Source organism: Halorubrum tropicale (assembly GCF_001280455.1).
Taxonomy (GTDB): Archaea; Halobacteriota; Halobacteria; order Halobacteriales; family Haloferacaceae; genus Halorubrum; species Halorubrum tropicale.
This window is the reverse complement of the sequence record NZ_LIST01000002.1, coordinates 69,060-88,478: the sequence shown is the minus strand read 5'-3', so window position 1 is coordinate 88,478 and position 19,419 is coordinate 69,060. Positions and strand designations below refer to the sequence as shown.

Sequence of the window (19,419 nt, the reverse complement as noted above, 5' to 3'; positions counted from 1 at the left end):
ATACATGACAGACGCGCGCATCCCGGTCACCGTCCTCAGCGGTTACCTCGGCGCCGGGAAGACGACGCTCGTGAACCACCTCCTCTCGAACCCGGGGGGCCGGCGGCTCGCCGTCATCTTGAACGACATGGGCGAGGTGAACGTCGACGCCGAGAAGATCGCCCGCGAGAACGACGAGGAGGGGGTCGTCGACCTCTCGAACGGCTGTATCTGCTGTCGGCTCCAGGACGACCTCCTCTCGGGGGCCGCGGCGCTGGCCGACTCCCGGGAGTTCGACTACCTCCTCGTGGAGTCGTCGGGCATCTCGGAGCCGGTACCGGTCGCGCGGGCGTTCACGGAGGGGACCGACGACAGCGACGTCGATCCGCGGGAGCGGTTCCGGCTGGACACGATGGTGACCGTCCTCGACGCGTACGGTTTCTGGAAGGAGTTCGACGCGGGCGAGACGCTGCCGGGGGGCGCACAGCCGGAGACGGACCGCCCGCTCGCGGACGTGCTCGTCGAGGGGATCGAGTTCTGCGACGTCCTCCTCGTGAACAAGACCGACATGGTCCCCGACGACGTGCTCGACCGGATCGAGTCGGTCGCGGAGCGGCTGGGACCGAGGGCGAAGCGGATCCGGACCACCTACTCCGCGGTCGACCCGGACGAGGTGCTCGACACCGGCCGGTTCGACTTCGCGGCGGCGAAGGGGTCGGCGGGCTGGAAGCGCGCCATCGCCGACGAGGAGGCGGACGGCCATGGCCACGACGGGGACGGAGGAGGAGGTCATCACGGTGACGGAGGCGGCCACGACCACGTCCACTCCGAGGGCGCCGCCGCGGCCCACGGGGTCGGATCGTTCGTCTACCGGTCGAGCGACCCCCTCGACCCGGGCGCGCTCGCCGAGTGGCTCGACGACTGGGACGGGTCGATCGTCCGGGCGAAGGGCGTGGTCCGCGTCGCCGGCACCGACGAGGTGATCGGCGTGAGCCAGGCCGGCCCGTCGGTCCAGGCCGGACCGATCGGCGAGTGGGGCCCCGACGACGACCGGCGGACGCGGCTGGTGTTCATCGGCGAGGACCTCCACGAGGAACGGATCCGAGAGGAGTTGGGCGGGCTCGTGGCGGACGAGGGCGAGGCGACGGCGGACCCCGACGCGGTGTTCCCGATTTAGATCCCCAGTTCGCTCCGGAGGTCGTCCCACTCGTCGTGGAACCCGTGGGTCGACTCCGTCTCCGCGCCGACCGCCGACTGGTACGTCTCGTCGTACTTCAGGAGCTCCCCCCACCCGTCGTGGAATGCCCAGTTACAGTACTGACACATGGCCGTCACCACGTCCCGGAGTAGCATACCCGTTTCGCCGGGCGGGACCAGTCGCCGCCCTCTGCGGCGCGTCTCGCGCGCGGGTCGTCGACAGTCTGAACCGTGGTGAGTGCGTACGTGACTCAGGCGCGAGGCGACCCGAGCCGACGGAGCATCAAATGCCGACCTACAGACGCGGCGGCCACGTCCGCGGCGACGACGACAGAGTGGAACGGGAGTGCGACCTCTGCGACTGGCACTGCGTGGCGGACTCGTATCCGGCGCTCGTCCGGGAGTACCAGGCGCACCTCCGGAGCGACCACCCGAAGGCGTGGCTCAGGGCGTGACGGCGGGCGCGGAAAAATAGCGGTTCTCGGGGCGCGACGCGTTCGGTCTCAGGGCTCTAACAGGACCTTCGTGACGCCCTCCTCGCGGGCGTCGAACGCCTCGTACATCTCCGGCGCGTCCTCGAGGTCGACCCGGTGGGAGACGACCCAGCTCGGGTCGGCGCGGCCCTCGATGATCATGTCGCGCAGGTACCGGTTGTACTCCTTCACGTTACACTGGCCGGTGCCGCACTTGAGCCCCTTCTCGAAGAACTTCCCGAAGTCGATGCCGAGCCGCCCCTGCGCGGCCATGTCGTCGGGCGCACCGGGGTCCTCCGGGACGTACAGGCCGGGAATCCCCAGTTCGCCGGTCGGCCGGACCACCCGTATCAGGTTGTTGATCACGACTGCGGGATTCTCCTTGGCCGGCTGGTAGGAGTAGTCCTCGGTCTCAGTGTCGACGTCGTCGGGGTCCGTCGCCTGGTAGCCGACTGCGTCGACCCCCTTGTCGACCATGCCGCCGTGCTCCTCGATGATCTGGTCGACGGGGTCGCCCTCCGAGAAGTCGATGGCGTGGGCGTCGCAGTGCTCCTCCGCGAGCTCCAGTCGGCTCGGCACCTGATCGACGACGTAAATCTCGGCCGCGCCCTTGATCTTCGCGCTGTAAGCGGCCATCAGCCCGACGGGGCCAGCGCCGAAGATGGCGACCGACTCGCCGGGCTGGAGGTTCGCCAGTTCGGTGCCGTGCCAGCCCGTCGGGAAGATGTCCGCGAGCAGCGAGAACGCGTCCTCGTGTTCGCGCCCCTCGGGGAGCTTCAGGGCGTTGTGGTCTGCGTACGGGACGCGCAGCTTCTCGGCCTGTCCGCCCGGGTACGGGCCCATGGCGACGTAGCCGTACGCGCCGCCCGCGAAGCCGGGATTGACGTTAGTACAGAAGCCGGTATACCCCTCCTCGCAGTTCTGACAGAAGCCGCAGGAGACGTTGAACGGCATGACGACGCGGTCGCCCTCCTCCAGCGTCGATACGGCGTCGCCCACCTCGCTGACGATCCCCATGTTCTCGTGACCGAACACGATCCCCTCTTCGGCCGCGGTCCGCCCCTCGTACATGTGGAGGTCCGACCCGCAGATACAGGAGGTCGTGATGTCGACCACGACGTCGTTCGGGTGTTCGATCTCCGGTTCGTCCACGTCCTCGACGGCCACCTCGTACGGGCCTTGATAAACAACTGCTCTCATGTTGATCCCAATTGTAACGTGTTAACAATCCGTAGTAAATGTTTTTCCATAATAATTACGCTTAACAATTTTGAAACGACTGATGTTAACTAGGGACGCGCAGAGGCCGACGGCGCGGCGACCGGACTCCGCGCGTTCGGCGACGCTGGGGCTCCAGACCACCGATACACTCATGGACGACGACGATAGATCGTGTGGTATGAACACACACGGGGACGGTGAGACGGATGTCCAGTGAACCGGACGACGCGGTGAAGACGATCTGCCCGTACTGCGGCGTGGGGTGCGGGATCCGCGTGCTCGAAGGCGACGAGCCGGGCGAGATGCGCTTTATGCCGTGGGGCGACGCGCCGGTGAACGAGGGGAGCGTCTGTATCAAGGGCGGCGCGGCGACGCAGGTCGTCGACCACGAGGACCGGCTGACCGAGCCGCTGATCAAGGAAAACGGCGAGTTCCGCGAGGCGACCTGGGAGGAGGCGCTCGGCCGCGTCGTCGACGAGATGAGGTCGATCCGCGAGGAGCACGGCCCGGACGGGATGGGATTCTTCGGCTCCTCGAAGACGTTCAACGAGGAGAACTACCTCATCCAGAAGCTGGCGCGCCGGTACGGCACCAACCAGGTGGACAACTGTACGCGGATGTGTCACGCCTCCACCGTCTGGGCGCTGCGCACCAGCCTGGGCATGGGCGCGATGACGAACAGCATGGCCGACCTGGAGGACGCGGCGGACGTGCTGTGGATCCAGGGCGCGAACCCCGGCGAGCAGCACCCGATCGCCAACAGCCAGTACTTCCGGCAGGCCGTCCTGGAGGGCGCGACCGTCATCCAGGTCGACCCGCACGCGAACAAGACCACCCGGTCGTTCGAGATCGACGAGACCGACCGGCACATGCACCTCCAGCTGAAGCCCGGCACCGACATCCCGCTCCTGAACGCCGTCCTCAAGACGATCCTGGAGCGCCACGAGGCGGAGCCTGACGCGGGCTGGATCGACGAGGCGTTCGTCGAGGAGCGCACGAAGGGGATCGACCACCTGAAGGAGACGCTGGCGGACTTCGACGTGGAGGCGGCCGCCGAGGAGTGCGGCGTCCCGCTGGCGGACATCGAACTCGCCGCCGAGAAGTACGCGATGGCGAACGACGCCGCCATCTTCACCGGGATGGGGATGAGCCAGCACACCTGCGGCGTCGACAACGTCCAGAACGAGATCAACCTCGCGCTGGTCACGGGGAACCTGGGCCGGCCCGGCACCGGCGTCAACCCCCTGCGCGGGCAGAACAACGTCCAGGGCACCTGCGACGTGGGCGCGATGCCGAACGTCCTCCCGGGGTACCAGCTCGTCGACGACGACGAGGCGCGCGAGAGCGTCGAGGAGGTGTGGGGCTTCGAGGTCCCCGAAGCGCCCGGGCTGACGAACGTCGAGATCTCCCACGCGATCGGCGACACCGTCCACGGGCTCTACGTCATGGGCGAGAACCCGATCATGAGCGAGCCCGACGGCAACGAGACGGAGCGGCGGTTCCGCGAGGAGCTCGGCTTCATGGTGGTCCAGGACATCTTCATGACCGAGACCGCCGAGCTCGCGGACGTGGTGCTCCCGGCGACGACGTGGGCCGAGCGCGACGGCACCGTCACCAACACCGACCGGCGCGTCCAGCGCATGCGCGGCGTCCACAAGGTCCACGAGAACACGCGCCACGACCTCGACATCCTCTGTGAGGTCGGCACGCGGCTGTTTGACGGCGACGAGTTCGACTTCGAGGGGCCCGAGGACGTGTTCGAGGAGCTGCGCGAGGTGTGCCCGATCATGCACGGGATGACCTACGACGCGCTCGGCGAGACCGGGATCCACTGGCCCTGCTACGAGGAGGGCGACGAGGGCGACTCGTTCCTCTACGCGGACTCGTTCGAGACCGACGACGGCCTCGGCCGCATCGAGGGCGTCGTCCACCAGGAGCCGAAGGAGACCCCCGACGAGGAGTACCCGCTCGTGTTGACCACCGCGCGGCTCGAAGAGCACTACAACACCGGGACGATGAGCCGGCGGTCGCCGACGCTCTCGAAGCAGCACCCGGAGAACTTCGTCGACGTCCACCCGAACGACGCCGAGCGGTACGGCATCGAGGACGGCGACCACGTGACGCTGAAGTCCCGGCGCGGCGAGATCACCGTCCGCGCGGACGTGACCGAGGACATCAAGGAGGGCGTCGTCTGGACCACGCCGCACTTCGCGGCCGCCTCCGCGAACCGACTCACCAACGACGTGCTCGACGAGCGCGCCAAGATTCCGGAGTACAAGGCCGCCTCGGCGGAGATAGAGGTCGACATCGAGCCCGCGGGCGACGGCGCCGCGTCCGCCGACGACTGAGCGGGGTCGGAGTTTTCAGACCCGCTCTTCCAGCACCGTCTCGTCGCCGTGTCGGACGACGACGCGTTCCGGCACGGGCGCCTCGGGGAACGCGACGGCGACCGAGTACGGGTGGGGTTCGGCGACGTCCGAACAGCGGTTGACGTCCGAATCGGGGTCGTCCTCGGCGACGATCCGGAGGCGGAGCGTCCCCTCGTCGAGCGCGGCCTCGAACAGGGTGACCCGATAGCAGCGTCGGGGGCCGTCGAGGAGCGAGCCAGCCACGACCAGCCGCGGCGGGTCGCCATCGAGTCGGCGGCGGACCTCAGCGACGTCGTTCCCGCCGGACCCGGTGACATCGATCTCGCCGTCGTACTCGCGCCGGAACGTCACCTCAGCGCCGTCGATTTCAGTGGGATCGTCGGTCCACGGCGGCGTGGGACAGCCCGCGAGCGAGGCGGTCGAGGCGGCGGCCGCGGACGCGAGGAGGGCTCTGCGGCGCATGTCGCGAGTCACACCGGGGGCCGTGAAGTGTCTTATGCGCCCGGTCGGGGTGTGGAGCCGCGCGAAGCGCGGCCGACCGCCACCGCCGCATCCGAAACCACTATCCCCGATCCGGCGAACCTCAACACATGGACTGGCCACACGACCCCGACGGCGAGCAGGGGAGCGAGGGCATGCGGCAGTACGGCCACGCCGTGCTCGCGAAGAAGATCGACGAGGAGGAGGACTTCCCGCTGACGGCGGCGGAGTACGTCGAGCAGTACGGCGACCACCCGATCCGGATCGACTTCGAGACGGTCGTCTCCGTCGAGGAGATCTTCGAGCACGTCGAGAAGGAGGAGTTCGCGGACTTCGTCGAGTTCCACCAGGAGCTCGGCCGCGCGATGCGCGAGAACGGCTACTGGTTCTACGAGGGCGCCGAGCAGTTCGTCGACGGCAGCGCTTGATACGGATTTTCCGAGTCCGCTGTCGTTCTTTTTGAGTAGTCGCCGGTCGGTCGTTGATGAATAGCTGGCAGTAGATCGGCGGCGAACGCCTCCCGGCTGCCCATTTGAGTCCCGCCCCGCTCCGCACCGCAATCGCGCCTCACACCTCCCCAGCCTCGCGGTTCGCGCTCTTCGAGCGCTCACCGCGTCCCTCGCGCGTGCTCCTCGCGGCCTCCGCTTCGCTCCGGGCGCTCGCCGGCACGCGCCACCGCAGTTCGGTTATAAGTGTCGCAGCCGTCGTTCGGATCTCGTCGGACGGAATCGGCGCGGTCGAGTCGATCGCCCGGTCGACCCTCGACTCTTTTAACAACTCCCGGGGCGAGCGACCCATCATGGACCACGAGCGGATCGCCGTCCTCGCCCACGAGAAGTTCCCCGACCGCGCGAAGACCGCGCTCGGCGTGTTACGCTACGGCGACCAGGAGGTGTGCGCCGTCCTCGACCGCGACAGCGCCGGCGACCGCGTGGCGGACCACGTCGCCGACGTCTCCGACGCGCCGATCGTCTCGTCGTTCGCGGAGGCGCACGACGCGGCCGAAGGGGACCTCGACGCGCTGTACATCGGCATCGCGCCGATCGGCGGCGGCTTCGACGAGTCGTGGCGCGCGGACGTCGAGGCCGCGGTCGAGGGCGGCTGCGACGTGGTGAGCGGCCTCCACTACTTCCTGAACGAGGACGAGGACCTGGCCGCGCTGGCCGCCGAGCACGGCGTCGACCTGATCGACGTGCGGAGGCCCGACGACGACCTCAGCGTGGCGACCGGGGCGTCCGGCGACGTGGACGCCGACGTGGTGCTCACGGTCGGGACCGACTGCTCGGTCGGGAAGATGACCGCCTCGCTGGAGATCGTCGCCGCCGCCCGCGAGCGCGGCATCGACGCCGCGTTCGTCCCCACCGGGCAGACCGGGATCATGATCGCCGGCTGGGGGAACCCCATCGACCGCGTCGTCTCCGACTTCACCGCGGGCGCCGTCGAGGAGATGCTCGTCGCGGTCGGCGACGACCACGACCTGCTCGTCGTCGAGGGACAGGGAAGCATCGTCCACCCCGCCTACTCGGCCGTCACGTGCGGCATCCTCCACGGGTCGATGGCGGACGGCCTCGTCCTGTGTCACGCCGCGGGCCGCGAGGTCGTCCACGGCTACGAGTCGTTCGACCTCCCGCCGCTGGCCGACTACGTCGACCTCTACGAGGACCTCGCGGCGCCCGTCCGCGAGACCGCGGTCGTCGCCGGCGCGCTCAACACGAAGGACGTGAGCGACGACGCGGCCGCCGCCGAGGCCGTGACCGAGTTCGGCGACGCGGTCGGCGTCCCGGCCGCCGACCCCGTCCGCGACGGCGCGGAGCGAATCGTGGACGGAATCGTCGACGCGGGGGTCGGCGGCCGATGAGCCTCGACGCCGAGTTCGAACGGGTCTCGCTGCCGCTCGACGACCCGTTCACCATCGCGCGCGGGACGCAGACCGAGGCGGAGAACGTGGTCGTGCGGATCACGGACGACGCGGGGATGAGCGGGGTCGGCGGGGCTGCGCCGTCGGCGCACTACGGCGAGACGGCCGACACCGTGACGGCGGTGCTGCCGGCCCTCCTCGACGCGGTCGAGCGCGTCGGCGACCCCCACGCGGTCCGCGAGATCGAGGCCGAGCTCCGGCAGGTGGTGAACGGCAACCCCGCCGCCCGCTGCGCCGTCTCGATCGCCGTCCACGACCTGGCGGCGAAGCGGCTCGGCGTCCCGCTCTACCGCCTGTGGGGCCTCGACCCGAGCGACGCGCCGAAGACCTCGTTCACGGTCGGGCTCGACGAGACAGAACGCGTGCGCGAGAAGGCGGCAGACGCCGTCGCGGCCGGGTACGACGTGTTGAAGATCAAGCTCGGCACGGACCGCGACCGCAAGCTTATCGACGCGGTCCGCGACGCCGCGCCCGACGCCCGGCTCCGCGTCGACGCCAACGAGGCCTGGACGCCGAAGGAGGCGGTCGCGAAGAGCGCGTGGCTCGCCGACCGCGACGTGGAGTTCGTCGAGCAGCCGGTCCCCGCCGAGAACCCCGAGGGGCTCCGCTACGTCTACGAGCGGTCCGAACTCCCGGTCGCCGCCGACGAGTCCTGCGTCACCGCGGCGGACGTGCCCGCGATCGCCGACCGCTGCGACATCGCGAACCTGAAGCTGATGAAGGCCGGCGGCCTCCCGGAGGCCCGGCGACTGATCGCCGCCGCGCGGGCCCACGGCCTCGAGGTGATGTGCGGCTGTATGATCGAGGCGAACGCGTCCATCGCGGCCGCCGCGCAGCTCGCGCCGCTCCTCGATTACGCCGACCTCGACGGATCGCTGCTGCTCGCCGAGGACCCGTACGCGGGCGTCGACCTCGCTGACGGCGAGATCCGACTCGCGGACCAGAACCGCGCGGGGACCGGCGCGCGCCTGGCCTCGGACTGAACGGCTCGGAAACGAGAACCGAGAGGCGGGGACCGCGGGGACCGACCGCGGGTGGGACGGGACCTCAGTTCCGCTGCTCGTCCGCGTCGGACTCCGACTCCTCTAGCTCGACGTCGAGCTCCTCGTCGAGGTTTGCGCTCGAATCGCCGTCGAGATCGCTCTCTAACTCGTCCGCGTCGATCTCCGACTCGATGTCCGCCAGTTCGGCGTCGACGTCCTCGTCGCTGACGGCGTCGCCGTCGTCGGCCGATTCACTCTTCCCGAGCTCGCCCTTGAGCGTCTCCAGCTCGGCGTCGACCTCGCTGTCCGTCGAGAGGCCCTCCAGCTCGCGGTCGATGCTGTCCTTGTCGGAGAGCGCGTCCTCGAAGGCGCCGGAGTCCTCCAGCTCGTCCATCGCCTCGGCGCGCGCCTCCATCTCCTCGGTGCGCTCCTCGGCGCGCTCGATGGAGCGGCTCACGTCCTCCATCTCGTCGCCGACGCCCGTCATGGCCTCGGAGACGCGGGAGGAGGCCTCGGCCGCCTCGTAGCGCGCCTTCATCGTCTCCTTCTTCGTGCGGAACTCCTCGATGCGGTTCTGGAGCTTGTTCTTCTTCTCGACGAGCTGCTCCTGGGTGTTGTTCAGCTCGGCGATCTGGCCCTCCAGCTCCTCGATCTGGTTCATCTTCGACTTCTTCTTCTCGAGGGCCTTCCGCGCGAGGTCGTCGCGGTCCTGCTGGACCGCCTCGCGGGCCTGGCGGTTGTGCTTCTCGACGTTCTCCTCAAGCTTGCGCTTTTGAATCTCCAGGCGCTTCTTCTGGGTCGTCAGGTCGGCGATCCCCTGCTTGACGTCCTGGAGCTCGTCGCGCATCTGTTCGTAGGAGTAGTCGAGCGACTCCGTCGGGTCTTCGGCCCGGTTGAGGAGGGCGTTCACCTTCGAGCGGACGACGTAGGAGGCGCGCGAGAGGATTCCCATATCCCGTCATACGCGTTCCACCCGTTAAAACCTCATGCGGTTCGCGGGGTCGCGTTAACTTAGAGGATGAGGCGCTCGACTTCAGAGTGCTTATGGCCGAAATCGAACGCCTCAGCGAACGTATCACGTGGATCGACTTGTCGTTTGTGGAGCGAGATCGAACGCCGCGCTGGGCGATTGAACTAGGGATCCGCAGTCACTTAGCCGGTATGTCACTGCGCGAGGTAAGTAAGCATCTTGAACTGTTTGGAATCAGTCGAAGTCACGTCGCGATCCACAACTGGGTTCATAAGGCCGATCTACAGCCGATCTCGACCGTCTCCGAGGATCAACTCGCGGTTGACGAAAAGATGATCCGCCTCCACGGCCAGAAGTTCTGGCTGTACGCCGCGGTTGATCCACAGACGAACGAGATCCTTCACTTGAGCCTCTATCCGACCGCAAATAAACAGACAACGCGATGGTTTCTCACCGAGCTACACCGGCGCTATCAGCTGAATAACGTCGAATTTCTCGTCGATGACGCAGACTATCTTGGATCAGTTCTTGCTGAAGACGGGTATCGATTTCAAATCATTCGACATGGAAATCGGAATGCTATCGAACGTGTCTTTTGGGAGATAGAACGACGAACATCATCATTTGCGAATAGTTTCAGCAATGTCGCGCTAGAGACAGCTCAAAACTGGCTCGAAGCCTTCGCCGTCTACCACAATTCACGCCAAACTTAACGCGACCGTTCGCGGCGGAGCGACGCGGTGCGGGGCGGAAACGCACGGTCACGGAGACGGCCGCGCGGCCGCCGGTCGACCGGACGAGGCCCCGCCCGGCGGCGCCCCCTGAACACTTATCGGGGGCGTCGGTGTAGGCCCGCGCATGGACATCGGCGTGCTGACCGTCCCCCTCGGCGGCGAACCGATCGAAGACGCGGCCGCGTACCTCGACGGCCTCGGCGTCGACGCCGTCGAACTCGGCGTCGGCGGCTGGCCCGGCGAGGACCACGCGGACCGCGAGCGGCTCCTCGGCGACGGGGAGGCGCGCGACGAGCTGCGCGGCCTGCTCGACGGGCACGGGCTCCGGATCTCCGCGCTGGCGACGCACAACAACCCGCTCCACCCCGACGAGGAGCGGGCCGCGGCGGCCGACCGCGAACTGCGCGAGGCGATCGAGCTGGCCGACCTGCTCGGCGTCGAAACGGTGACCTGCTTCTCCGGGCTCCCCGCGGGCGCGCCAGGCGACTCGACGCCGAACTGGGTGACCGCGCCGTGGCCGACCGAGCACGCCGACGCGCTCGACTACCAGTGGGACGAGGTGGCGGTCCCGTACTGGCGCGACCTGGCGAAACACGCCGCGCATCACGGCGTCGACGTGGCGGTCGAGATGCACCCGAACATGCTGGTGTACGAGCCGACCGGAATGGTCGCGCTGCGCGAGGCCACCAACGAGCGGATCGGCGCCAACTTCGACCCCTCGCACCTCTACTGGCAGGGGATCGACGTGACGGAGGCGATCCGGTTCCTAGGCGAGCGCGACGCGATCCACCACGTCCACGCGAAGGACACGCGGGTGTACGAGGCCAACTCGCGCGTGAAGGGCGTCCTCGACACGACGGGCTACGCCGAGGAGGCCGACCGCTCGTGGCTGTTTCGCTCGATCGGCTACGGGCACGGCGAGGAGCACTGGAAGGACGTGGTCTCGACGCTCCGGATCGTCGGCTACGAGGGCGCGCTGTCGATCGAACACGAGGACTCGCTCACCTCGGCGCGCGAGGGGTTAGAGAAGGCGGTCGACGTGCTCGACCGCGCGGTCTTCGAGACGGAACCCGGCGAGGCGTACTGGGCGGAGTGAGGCGGCGACCGAGGAATCCACGACAATGACCGACGAACCACTGCGGATCGGCGTACTGGGGTATCGATTCATGGGCAAGGCGCACGCGAACGCGCTGGCGCGGCTCCCGATGTTCTTCCCGGAGGCGCCCGAAGTCGAGCGGCACGCGCTCGTCGGGCGCGACGAGGAAGCGCTGGCCGAGGCGGCGGGGCGGTTCGGCTTCGCGAACACCGCGACCGACTGGGAGGCGGTGATCGACGAGGTGGACGTCCTCTACAACCTCGGGCCGAACCACGTCCACGCGGAGCCGTCGATCGCGGCCCTCGAAGCCGGGGTCCCGGTCCTCTGCGAGAAGCCGCTCGCGCCGACGGTCGAGGAGGCGGCGGCGATGCGCGACGCCGCCGCGGCGACGGGGGTCACCGCGGGGACCGCATTCAACTACCGGTTCGTCCCCGCGATCCGGCACGCGAAGGGGCTGATCGAGGACGGCGAGCTCGGCGAGATCCGACAGGTCCGCGGGCGGTACCTCCAGGACTGGCTCGTCGACCCCGAGGCGCCGTGGGCGTGGCGGATGGACGCCGAGATGGCGGGGTCGGGCGCGCTCGGCGACCTCGGGGCGCACACCATCGACCTCGCGGACTTCCTCGTCGGCGGCCGCGTCGGCGAGATCGAGCGCGTGTCGGGGCGGCTCACGACGTTCGTCGACGAGCGCCCGGTCTACGACGAGGACGGCGAGGTGACCGAGTACCGCGACGTGACCGTCGACGACGCGTACGGCGCGCAGGTCCGCTACGAGTCGGGCGCGACCGGGACCTTCGAGGCGAGCCGCGTCGCCGCGGGCCACAAGAACGACCACACGGTCGCGGTCCACGGGACGGAGGGGAGTCTGAAGTTCTCCTTGGAGCGACTCAACGAACTTGAGGTCCTCCGCGAGGGGAACCGCGGCTACGAGACGGTGTTGGTCACCGAGGAGTCGGACCCGTACGTCGACCGCTGGTGGCCCCCCGGACACGTGATCGGGTGGGAGCACACGTTCGTCCACGAGAGCTACGAGTTCCTCTCTGCGGTCGCCGAGGGGCGGTCGTTCGAGCCGTCGTTCGAGGACGGCTACGAGGTCCAGAAAGTCCTCGCGGCGATCCAGCGCGCCGACGAGCGCGGCGAGCGGGTCGCGGTCGCGTGAGCGGTCGCGGGCGGGCGTCGCCCGGGGGTCGAACGCCGACCGGCCTCAGACGCCCACGGCGCCGCCCGCGGCGGCGCCCCCGTTCTCCTCGCTCCACTCCTCTATCGCGGAGTCCTCGCCGTTGTAGCTGCCGAGCGTCTCGCGGGTGTCGAACGCCACGGGCTCCCAGACGACCTCGAAGTTCTCGTTGCCGGTCGCGTTGGGCACGACGACCTGATCGCCCGGTCTGACGATCCCGTCGCCGGGCCACGCGCCGAACTGGACGTTGCCGTCCGGGTCCTCGCCGCGGACGTACAGCTCCTCGGCCGGCACCGGCTCGGGGCCGAGCGCGACGACGACGAGGGAGCCGTTCTGCTGTTGCCCCTCGAACTCGGCGTCCGGCGGGGCGACGCCGTCGATGAGCCCGAACACCGCCGCGCCGACGAGAGCGAGCAGCAGCACGACGACCCCGACCAGCAGCCCCGTCCCCGCCAGCGGGGTGAACCCTCGCTCGTCGTTGCTGAACGCGGCCATTCGAGCGACAGTCAGCGGGGGCCGTTATAAGGGTTTGCGCGCCGCGTATCAGCGCTGATAAGTCTGGAGGCGACCTCCCCGAACGCACGGGTCGACTCCGCGGACGGGACCGAACCGGAAACGGGTTATTCCGCGCGGTCGAACTGCCGTCGTGACCTCTCGGATGAGCGGTTCGTCGGGCGGTCGGCCTCGCGGCCCGCGGGGGATAGCGCGCACGTGGGCCGAGGTGCTCGTCCGGCCGCGGCGGGCGTTCGCGAACGGGATCACGCCCGGCGACCAGGCGCCCGCGCTGACGTTCGCGGTGGCGGTCGCCGCGGCGTTCACGCTCGGGTGGATCGCGTCGGACCCCGCCGCGATGCCCGTCGTCGTCCCCTCCTCGCCCCTGCTCTCGCAGGCCGTGGTCTTCCTCGTCGTGGTCGCGCTGGCGGCGCCCGTCGGCCTCCACCTGACCGCGGCGGCGGCGACCGTCGCCGTCGTCGTCGCGAGCGTCGAGATCGCCGACGGACATTTCTCCCTGCGGGACCGCGGGGGCGTGAGCGAGACGGTTCAGGCCGTGGCGTACGCGAGCTCGCCGATGGCGCTGGCCGGTCCGGCGATCCCGGAGCTCAGGGTCGCCTGCGGCGCGTACGCGGCGGTGCTTCTGTTCGTCGGCTTCCGCGAAGTCCACGGGCTGGGACCGCTCCGGACGGCCGTCGCCGCGGTGCCGCCGGCCGCGCTCGGCTACGGGGTCGGCTACCGCGCCGTGGCCGCCGCGCGAACGCTGCTCGGCGCGTGACGCGCCGGGCGCTCGCGCCGCCGCCAGCGGGCTTTCGACAACCGTTTTAGGCCCGAGACTCTCGGTGTACTCAAATGGGATCCTGTATCATCTGTGGCACCGACGTCGGGGGCGGTCGCGTCTGCGACTCGCACCAGGAAGACGTCGTGTTCGATTTCCGCGGCGACTCCCCCGAAGACCTGGTTCCGAGCCGGTTCTACCGGGGGGTCGTCGACGGGTACGCCGAGTTCGGCGTGTTCGTCGACCTCGCGCCGGGCGTCACCGGGCTGCTCCACCGCTCCGAACTCGACCGCCGGCTCGACAGCCTCAGCTGGGAGCCGGGCGACGACGTGTTCGTCCAGGTGAAGGGCGTCCGCGACAACGGCAACGTCGACCTCGCCTGGTCGATCCGGCAGGCCGACCGCGAGTTCCGCGGCGTCCTCGTCCAGGAGTCCTCCGGGGAACACCTCCCCGACGAGGACCCGGACGACGAGCCGACGACCGAGGAGTCCGCCGAGACCGCGGAGCCGACCGACGAGAGCGACGACGAGCCGGTCGAGGAGTCCGCCGAGGCCGACGCAGAGCCCGCCGAGGCCGACACGGGCACCGAGACGGCGGCGCCCGAAGACGAGGCGACGGAGTCGGACGAGGCCGCGGAGTCCGACGACGAGACAGGGGTTGACACGGAACCCGCCGGGGGCGAGACGGAATCCGCAGAGCCCGAGACCGACGACGTCGCGACCACCGGCGACGAGGAGACGCCGGAGGCCGAGGGCGACGGGGAACCGGAGCGCGTGTCGATCGAGACGCTGGGGGACGCCGTCGGCGACGTGGTCCGGATCGAGGGCGAGGTCGTCGGCGTCCGTCAGACCGGCGGCCCGACGGTGTTCGAGGTAAGCGACGAGACCGGCGCCGTCGACGTGGCGGCGTTCGTCGAGCCGGGCGTCCGGGCGCACCCGGACGTCGAGGTCGGCGACGCGGTGCGGGTCGACGGGGAAGTCGAGAGCCACCGCGGCGACATCCAGGTCGAGTCCGAGGCGCTCGTCCTCCTCGACGGCGAGGCGGCCGAGGCGGTCCGCCGCCGCCTGGCCGAGGCGCTCACGGACGAGGCGCGGCCGGAGGGGCTCCAGCCGCTGGCCGGCGACGAGACGGTCGCCGAACTCGCCGACGGCCTCCTCGACGCGGCCGAGGCGGTCCGCCGGGCGGTCCTCGAATCGCGGCCGATCGTCGTCCGCCACCCGGCCACCGCCGACGGCTACGTCGCGGGCGCCGCGGTCGAGCGCGCCGTGCTCCCGCTGATCCGCGACGAGCACGCGAAGAGCGACGCCGAGTACCACTACTTCACCCGTCGCCCGCTCGACGAGCCGGTGTACGGGATGGACGCGGCCACCAACGACGCGACGCGGATGCTCCAGGACCGCGACCGCCACGACGAGAAGCTCCCCCTGTTCCTGCTCGTCGGCGCGGGCTCGACGACCGAGTCCGCCGACGGCATCGACCTGCTGTCGGTGTACGGGGTCGACGCGGTCGTCGTCGACGCCGCGGTCGCGGACCCGGAGACCCGGGACGCGGTCGACACGCTCGTCTCGCCGGAGCTGTCCGACGTGGGCGGCGACGAGACGCTCTCGACGGGCGCGCTCGTCGCGTCGCTGGCGTCGGCGATCAACGGCGAGGTCCGCGAGGACCTGCGGCACCTGCCCGCCGTGAGCTACTGGGCGGACGCCCCCGACCGCTACGTCGACCTCGCCCGCGACGCGGGCTACGACGCCGAGCGCGTCGCGGAGCTCCGCGAGGCCGTCGCGCTGGAGGCGTACTACCAGTCGTACCAGGACAAGCGGGAGCTCATCGCCGACCTCCTGTTCTCGGACGGCGGCGACCTCGCGGCGCACGTCTCCGAGCAGTTCCGCGAGAAGCTTGAGACCGAGATCCAGACCGCGGACGCGAACGTCGTGACCGAGGCGGTCGACGGCGTCGAGTTCGCGCTGCTCGACACCGACGGCTACACCCACCGCTACGACTTCCCGCCGACGCCGCTCCTGCTCGACGACCTCCACCGGCGGCGCGTAGACGGCGAACCGTTCGCGACGGTCGGCGTCGGCACCGACGAGCTGTACGTGCGCACGACCGCGGACGTCTCCGTCCGCGACGTGGCCGAGCGCGCGGCCGAGCTCGCGCCGAACGCCGACATCGCGACTGCCGGCGTCCGCGAGGGCAAAATCGAGTTCCTCTCCGGCGAGCGCGACGCGGTCGAGGACGCCGTCGTCGCCGCCGTCGCCGAGTCGTTCTGAGCCGCCGGGCCGGTTCGGTCCGGGCGTCCCCGCTCTCGGCCGTCAGCCCGAGGCGAATATGTTCGGCGGTTTTGAATTACGCTTCGCGTAGAACCGACGAGCATCGGCTCCGCCGGTAGATTATTGCTGGTGTATGAAACTTCCTCACGTGAGGTGTTACACAATGGCAACACAACCGTCGGAACGGACGCTTCGCGCAGACCTGCTCGGCCGCAACGTGGACTTCAACTACTCGGAGACCTGGCTGGCGTACTCGATGCTCGGACTCCGGGTCGTGATGGCGTGGGTGTTCCTCCAGGCGGGGCTGTCGAAGCTGTTCGAGGGCGGCCTCGCCGACCCGCTCGCGTGGAGCTCGGTCGGGTTCCTCCAGAACGCCGTCGCCGACGCCAACCCGCTCCAGGGGCTGTTCCTCTTCTTCGCGGACTACGCGGCTATCGTCGACCCGATGGTCGTGTTCGGACAGATCCTGATCGGGCTGGCGCTGCTGTTCGGCGTCTTCTTCCGGTTCGCCGCGCTGATGGGCGCGATCCAGATGTCGATGTTCTGGACCGCCGCGTGGCAGGGCGGACTCGTGGACGGGTTCCCGGTCGCGCACGGCTACTTCGTCGACAGTTCGCTCGTGTACCTGCTGCTCCTGTTCGGCCTCGGCGCGTGGGGCGCGGGCCGGATCGTCGGGATCGACCGGGCGTTAGAGGAGACGGAGTTGGTTCGAAACACGCCGGCGCTCCGGTACCTGCTGGGGTGAGGGAGAGGGCGTCGCCCGCGGTCGCCGGCGTTCGGCGTTCCGGGGGCAACCACGGAGATTTTTGCGGCGCGCCGCAGGCGCTCAGCGGCGCGTGAACGGACCGGGCGGGAGGATGAGGTCGTCGAGCTCCGGCCGCTGCTTCACGTTGAACACGACCGACAGCTCGTCGGTCAGCGGGTAGCCGTTACAGGAGAGCCGGAAGCCGCGCTCGGCGAGGTCGTCGGGCATGATGTGGTCGGTCGGCTGCGAGAGCTCGCCCTCCGCGAGGTACACCGCGCAGTTCGCGCAGGCGCCGCCGCGACAGGAGAAGGGCCACGCGAAGCCGCTCCGCTCGGCCGCCTCCAGCAGGCTCTCGTCGGGGTGGACCAGCAGCCGACCGTGGGCGTCGGGGGCGAGGTCGGCGTGGCCGGCCTTCCGGAACAGCTCGTCGTCGTCAAGCGACCAGCCGTAGTCGACGACGGCCTCGTAGTCGAGGAACTCGACGCGGGTCGAGGCGGGCTCGCGCGCGTCGGCTCCCTTCGTGAGGTCCACGTCCGCCGGGTCGGCCCGGTCGTCGCCCTCATCGCCGTCCCCGTCGCGCTCGGACAGCTCTCGGTAGGCGCGACGCACGAGCTGGAACTCGTCGAGCGACCCGCCCTGGTCCGGGTGCGCCCGCTTGACGCGCTCGCGGTAGGCCCGTTCGATCGCGTCGTCGTCGGCGTCCTCGTCGACCTCCAACACCTCGAACGGGGAGACCATTCAGTCAGGGGCCCGTACGCGCGTGACGCACATAAACTGCCCAGAAGTCGGCAGGCGAGTTCCGGTGGAAGGCGGACCGGACGGCAGCGGAGGCGGACCGGGCGGCAGCGGAGGCGGACCGGACGGCAGCGGAGACGGACCGGGCGGCGCGGGACCGGGACCGGAGGGCGTTTAATAGCGGCGCGCCCCACTGACCGACGATGGGAAACGCCGACCTGCGCGACCTCGCGTCGATCCGCGACGTCCCCTTCGCGGACATCGAGGGGAGCGTCGTCGCCGTCGACGCGCACAACTGGCTGTACCGCTACCTCACGACCACGGTCAAGTGGACGAGCGACGAGAAGTACACGACGGCCGACGGCGTCGAGGTCGCGAACCTCATCGGGGTCGTCCAGGGGCTCCCGAAGTTCTTCGAGCACGACCTGATCCCGGTGATGGTGTTCGACGGCGCCGTCACGGACCTGAAGGCGGACGAGGTTGCCGAGCGGCGCGAGAAGCGCGAGGCGGCCGAGGAGCGCAGGGCCGCCGCCGCGGAGCGCGGCGACGCCGTGGAGGCGGCGCGCCTGGAGGCCCGCACCCAGCGGCTCACCGACGCGATCCAGGAGACGACCCGCGAGCTGCTCGAACTGCTCGACGTGCCGGTCGTCGAGGCGCCCGCGGAGGGGGAAGCGCAGTGCGCGCACATGGCCGCGACCGGGACCGTCGACCACGCCGGCAGCGAGGACTACGACACCCTCCTGTTCGGCGCGCCGACGACGCTCCGCCAGCTGACGAGCAAGGGCGACCCGGAGCTGATGGACCTGGCGGCGACGCTCGACGACCTCGGACTGGACCGCCAAGAGCTCGTCGACGCCGCGATGCTCTGCGGCACCGATTTCAACGAGGGGGTCCGCGGGATCGGACCGAAGACGGCGGTGGAGTCGATCCGCGAACACGGCGACCTGTGGGGCGTCCTGGAGGCGCGCGGCGCCGAGATCCAGAACGCCGAGGCGGTCCGAGAGCTGTTCATGGACCCCCCTGCCGAGGACGTCGCGGTCGACGCCGACGTGAACCCGGACGTCGAGGCCGCCCGCGAGTACGTCGTCGACGAGTGGGGCGTCGCCGCGGACGAGGTCGAGCGGGGGTTCGAGCGCATCGCGGAGTCGCAGGTCCAGACCGGGCTCGACCGCTGGACCTGACGGGGCGGCGCGACGCGGGCTCGGGCCGGCGATCCCCGGCTCGACCGCCGCGAACACACCTTTTATTTCCTCGTCGCCGGAAGGGTGATCCACACGTGTCGCGGACCGCCATCCGATCGCGGACGCCGCCCGCAGCCGACCGACGGGTCGCCCCCGGCGACGGCGCCGACGGCCCGGCGCCCGTGCGGCCAGGCCTCCGAGCGGACCGCGGCGACCCTGACCAATGAGCTTCGACGTTCCCGACGACAGACGGTACCTGGAATCGCACGAGTGGGCGACGACCGGCGGCGACGCGGTCCGTATCGGCGTCTCCGACTTCGCGCAAGACGAGCTGGGCGACGTGGTGTTCGTCGAACTCCCCGACGTCGGCGACGAGGTCGCCGCCGGCGAGTCGTTCGGCGTCGTCGAGTCTATCAAGGCCGTCTCCGACCTGTACGCGCCCGTCTCGGGCGAGGTCGTCGCGGTCAACGAGGCCCTGTTCGACCGCCCGGAACTCGTCAACGAGGACCCGTACGGCGAGGGGTGGATGCTGGAGGTCGCCCCCGCCGCGGACGGCGAGGCCGACGGCCTGCTCGACGCCGACGAGTACGACGACCAGATCGCGTGACGCCGGGGACACCCCGG

The 19,419-nt window shown here is 69.8% G+C and carries 20 protein-coding genes; 14 read left to right on the top strand and 6 right to left on the bottom strand.

The genetic code is table 11. The annotated features are described in order from the left end of the window. Positions 1–4: 4 nt before the first annotated feature. Positions 5–1,156 carry a CobW family GTP-binding protein gene (locus AMR74_RS05555; protein ID WP_053771079.1) on the top strand — a complete coding sequence of 384 codons (1,152 nt, stop codon included), beginning with the start codon at positions 5–7 and terminating at the stop codon, positions 1,154–1,156. Here the strand turns inward: AMR74_RS05555 and AMR74_RS18400 are convergent. Continuing rightward, on the bottom strand, positions 1,153–1,332 hold the full coding sequence (locus tag AMR74_RS18400) for a hypothetical protein (protein WP_137707173.1): 180 nt from the start codon (positions 1,330–1,332) through the stop codon (positions 1,153–1,155). The two genes, AMR74_RS05555 and AMR74_RS18400, sit on opposite strands and share 4 nt — an antisense overlap. Before the next feature lie 131 nt (positions 1,333–1,463). Here AMR74_RS18400 and AMR74_RS19020 point away from each other — a divergent pair, with 131 nt between their 5' ends. Beyond that, positions 1,464–1,631, top strand: coding sequence for a hypothetical protein (locus AMR74_RS19020; protein ID WP_167551894.1), 168 nt, complete (start codon positions 1,464–1,466; stop codon positions 1,629–1,631). 48 nt (positions 1,632–1,679) lie between these two features. Here AMR74_RS19020 and AMR74_RS05550 read toward each other — a convergent pair whose 3' ends face one another. Next, complete coding sequence (locus AMR74_RS05550) at positions 1,680–2,849, bottom strand: glutathione-independent formaldehyde dehydrogenase (RefSeq protein WP_053771078.1); 1,170 nt, start codon at positions 2,847–2,849, stop codon at positions 1,680–1,682. Positions 2,850–3,076: 227 nt separating this feature from the next. On the opposite strand from AMR74_RS05550, the gene fdhF reads away from it, so the two are divergent. Beyond that, complete coding sequence (gene fdhF / locus AMR74_RS05545; protein WP_053771077.1) at positions 3,077–5,218, top strand: formate dehydrogenase subunit alpha; 2,142 nt, start codon at positions 3,077–3,079, stop codon at positions 5,216–5,218. A gap of 15 nt (positions 5,219–5,233) precedes the next feature. Here the strand turns inward: fdhF and AMR74_RS05540 are convergent, their stop codons facing one another. After that, positions 5,234–5,701, bottom strand: coding sequence for a hypothetical protein (locus AMR74_RS05540; RefSeq protein ID WP_053771076.1), 468 nt, complete (start codon positions 5,699–5,701; stop codon positions 5,234–5,236). A gap of 128 nt (positions 5,702–5,829) precedes the next feature. Between AMR74_RS05540 and AMR74_RS05535 the strand changes: the two genes are divergently transcribed. The 3 genes from AMR74_RS05535 (at position 5,830) to AMR74_RS05520 (ending at position 8,620) form a co-directional block, all read left to right on the top strand. Continuing rightward, the gene (locus tag AMR74_RS05535) at positions 5,830–6,147 is read left to right on the top strand and encodes a DUF5785 family protein (protein ID WP_053771075.1); all 318 of its coding nucleotides are present in this window, start codon (positions 5,830–5,832) and stop codon (positions 6,145–6,147) included. Between the two features lie 371 nt (positions 6,148–6,518). Beyond that, positions 6,519–7,577 (top strand): DUF1611 domain-containing protein, encoded by a 1,059-nt coding sequence (locus AMR74_RS05525; RefSeq protein WP_053771073.1) that lies wholly within the window; start codon positions 6,519–6,521, stop codon positions 7,575–7,577. Then, entirely contained in the window at positions 7,574–8,620 is a 1,047-nt protein-coding gene (locus tag AMR74_RS05520) for a dipeptide epimerase (protein ID WP_053771072.1), read from the top strand. The genes AMR74_RS05525 and AMR74_RS05520 overlap by 4 nt, the downstream gene beginning before the upstream one ends. A 64-nt stretch (positions 8,621–8,684) precedes the next feature. On the opposite strand, the gene AMR74_RS05515 is transcribed toward AMR74_RS05520, so the two are convergent. After that, positions 8,685–9,572 (bottom strand): PspA/IM30 family protein, encoded by an 888-nt coding sequence (locus AMR74_RS05515; protein WP_053771071.1) that lies wholly within the window; start codon positions 9,570–9,572, stop codon positions 8,685–8,687. A gap of 92 nt (positions 9,573–9,664) precedes the next feature. On the opposite strand from AMR74_RS05515, the gene AMR74_RS17090 reads away from it, so the two are divergent. The 3 genes from AMR74_RS17090 (at position 9,665) to AMR74_RS05505 (ending at position 12,579) form a co-directional block, all read left to right on the top strand. After that, a complete protein-coding gene (locus AMR74_RS17090) occupies positions 9,665–10,303 on the top strand; it encodes an IS6 family transposase (RefSeq protein WP_077152271.1) in 639 nt (212 codons plus the stop codon). A gap of 145 nt (positions 10,304–10,448) precedes the next feature. Continuing rightward, positions 10,449–11,420: a sugar phosphate isomerase/epimerase family protein gene (locus AMR74_RS05510; RefSeq protein ID WP_053771070.1), complete on the top strand. Its 972-nt coding sequence runs from the start codon at positions 10,449–10,451 to the stop codon at positions 11,418–11,420. A gap of 25 nt (positions 11,421–11,445) precedes the next feature. Then, a complete protein-coding gene (locus AMR74_RS05505; RefSeq protein WP_053771069.1) occupies positions 11,446–12,579 on the top strand; it encodes a Gfo/Idh/MocA family protein in 1,134 nt (377 codons plus the stop codon). 45 nt (positions 12,580–12,624) lie between these two features. Here the strand turns inward: AMR74_RS05505 and AMR74_RS05500 are convergent, their stop codons facing one another. Beyond that, positions 12,625–13,092, bottom strand: coding sequence for a type IV pilin (locus tag AMR74_RS05500; protein WP_053771068.1), 468 nt, complete (start codon positions 13,090–13,092; stop codon positions 12,625–12,627). Positions 13,093–13,255: 163 nt separating this feature from the next. On the opposite strand from AMR74_RS05500, the gene AMR74_RS05495 reads away from it, so the two are divergent. From AMR74_RS05495 to AMR74_RS05485, 3 genes are all read left to right on the top strand, one after another. Further along, the gene (locus AMR74_RS05495; RefSeq protein ID WP_077152253.1) at positions 13,256–13,867 is read left to right on the top strand and encodes a YIP1 family protein; all 612 of its coding nucleotides are present in this window, start codon (positions 13,256–13,258) and stop codon (positions 13,865–13,867) included. A gap of 74 nt (positions 13,868–13,941) precedes the next feature. Continuing rightward, positions 13,942–16,134, top strand: a complete 2,193-nt coding sequence (locus tag AMR74_RS05490; protein ID WP_053771066.1) for an OB-fold nucleic acid binding domain-containing protein — start codon at positions 13,942–13,944, stop codon at positions 16,132–16,134. Between the two features lie 163 nt (positions 16,135–16,297). Next, positions 16,298–16,879, top strand: a complete 582-nt coding sequence (locus AMR74_RS05485; protein ID WP_053771065.1) for a DoxX family protein — start codon at positions 16,298–16,300, stop codon at positions 16,877–16,879. A gap of 81 nt (positions 16,880–16,960) precedes the next feature. Here AMR74_RS05485 and fer read toward each other — a convergent pair whose 3' ends face one another. Beyond that, positions 16,961–17,617: a ferredoxin Fer gene (gene fer / locus AMR74_RS05480; RefSeq protein WP_053771064.1), complete on the bottom strand. Its 657-nt coding sequence runs from the start codon at positions 17,615–17,617 to the stop codon at positions 16,961–16,963. 200 nt (positions 17,618–17,817) lie between these two features. On the opposite strand from fer, the gene fen reads away from it, so the two are divergent. Further along, positions 17,818–18,795, top strand: a complete 978-nt coding sequence (gene fen / locus AMR74_RS05475; protein WP_053771063.1) for a flap endonuclease-1 — start codon at positions 17,818–17,820, stop codon at positions 18,793–18,795. 223 nt (positions 18,796–19,018) lie between these two features. Next, positions 19,019–19,402, top strand: coding sequence for a glycine cleavage system protein GcvH (gene gcvH, locus AMR74_RS05470; protein ID WP_053771062.1), 384 nt, complete (start codon positions 19,019–19,021; stop codon positions 19,400–19,402). The last annotated feature ends 17 nt before the right edge of the window (positions 19,403–19,419 follow it).

Excerpts from the sequence above, each read along its gene's own strand:
- AMR74_RS05555 (WP_053771079.1), top strand. The coding sequence starts at position 5 with ATGACAGACGCGCGCATCCCGGTCACCGTCCTCAGCGGTTACCTCGGC.
- AMR74_RS18400 (WP_137707173.1), bottom strand. The coding sequence starts at position 1,332 with ATGCTACTCCGGGACGTGGTGACGGCCATGTGTCAGTACTGTAACTGG.
- AMR74_RS19020 (WP_167551894.1), top strand. The coding sequence starts at position 1,464 with ATGCCGACCTACAGACGCGGCGGCCACGTCCGCGGCGACGACGACAGA.
- AMR74_RS05550 (WP_053771078.1), bottom strand. The coding sequence starts at position 2,849 with ATGAGAGCAGTTGTTTATCAAGGCCCGTACGAGGTGGCCGTCGAGGAC.
- fdhF (WP_053771077.1), top strand. The coding sequence starts at position 3,077 with ATGTCCAGTGAACCGGACGACGCGGTGAAGACGATCTGCCCGTACTGC.
- AMR74_RS05540 (WP_053771076.1), bottom strand. The coding sequence starts at position 5,701 with ATGCGCCGCAGAGCCCTCCTCGCGTCCGCGGCCGCCGCCTCGACCGCC.
- AMR74_RS05535 (WP_053771075.1), top strand. The coding sequence starts at position 5,830 with ATGGACTGGCCACACGACCCCGACGGCGAGCAGGGGAGCGAGGGCATG.
- AMR74_RS05525 (WP_053771073.1), top strand. The coding sequence starts at position 6,519 with ATGGACCACGAGCGGATCGCCGTCCTCGCCCACGAGAAGTTCCCCGAC.
- AMR74_RS05520 (WP_053771072.1), top strand. The coding sequence starts at position 7,574 with ATGAGCCTCGACGCCGAGTTCGAACGGGTCTCGCTGCCGCTCGACGAC.
- AMR74_RS05515 (WP_053771071.1), bottom strand. The coding sequence starts at position 9,572 with ATGGGAATCCTCTCGCGCGCCTCCTACGTCGTCCGCTCGAAGGTGAAC.
- AMR74_RS17090 (WP_077152271.1), top strand. The coding sequence starts at position 9,665 with ATGGCCGAAATCGAACGCCTCAGCGAACGTATCACGTGGATCGACTTG.
- AMR74_RS05510 (WP_053771070.1), top strand. The coding sequence starts at position 10,449 with ATGGACATCGGCGTGCTGACCGTCCCCCTCGGCGGCGAACCGATCGAA.
- AMR74_RS05505 (WP_053771069.1), top strand. The coding sequence starts at position 11,446 with ATGACCGACGAACCACTGCGGATCGGCGTACTGGGGTATCGATTCATG.
- AMR74_RS05500 (WP_053771068.1), bottom strand. The coding sequence starts at position 13,092 with ATGGCCGCGTTCAGCAACGACGAGCGAGGGTTCACCCCGCTGGCGGGG.
- AMR74_RS05495 (WP_077152253.1), top strand. The coding sequence starts at position 13,256 with ATGAGCGGTTCGTCGGGCGGTCGGCCTCGCGGCCCGCGGGGGATAGCG.
- AMR74_RS05490 (WP_053771066.1), top strand. The coding sequence starts at position 13,942 with ATGGGATCCTGTATCATCTGTGGCACCGACGTCGGGGGCGGTCGCGTC.
- AMR74_RS05485 (WP_053771065.1), top strand. The coding sequence starts at position 16,298 with ATGGCAACACAACCGTCGGAACGGACGCTTCGCGCAGACCTGCTCGGC.
- fer (WP_053771064.1), bottom strand. The coding sequence starts at position 17,617 with ATGGTCTCCCCGTTCGAGGTGTTGGAGGTCGACGAGGACGCCGACGAC.
- fen (WP_053771063.1), top strand. The coding sequence starts at position 17,818 with ATGGGAAACGCCGACCTGCGCGACCTCGCGTCGATCCGCGACGTCCCC.
- gcvH (WP_053771062.1), top strand. The coding sequence starts at position 19,019 with ATGAGCTTCGACGTTCCCGACGACAGACGGTACCTGGAATCGCACGAG.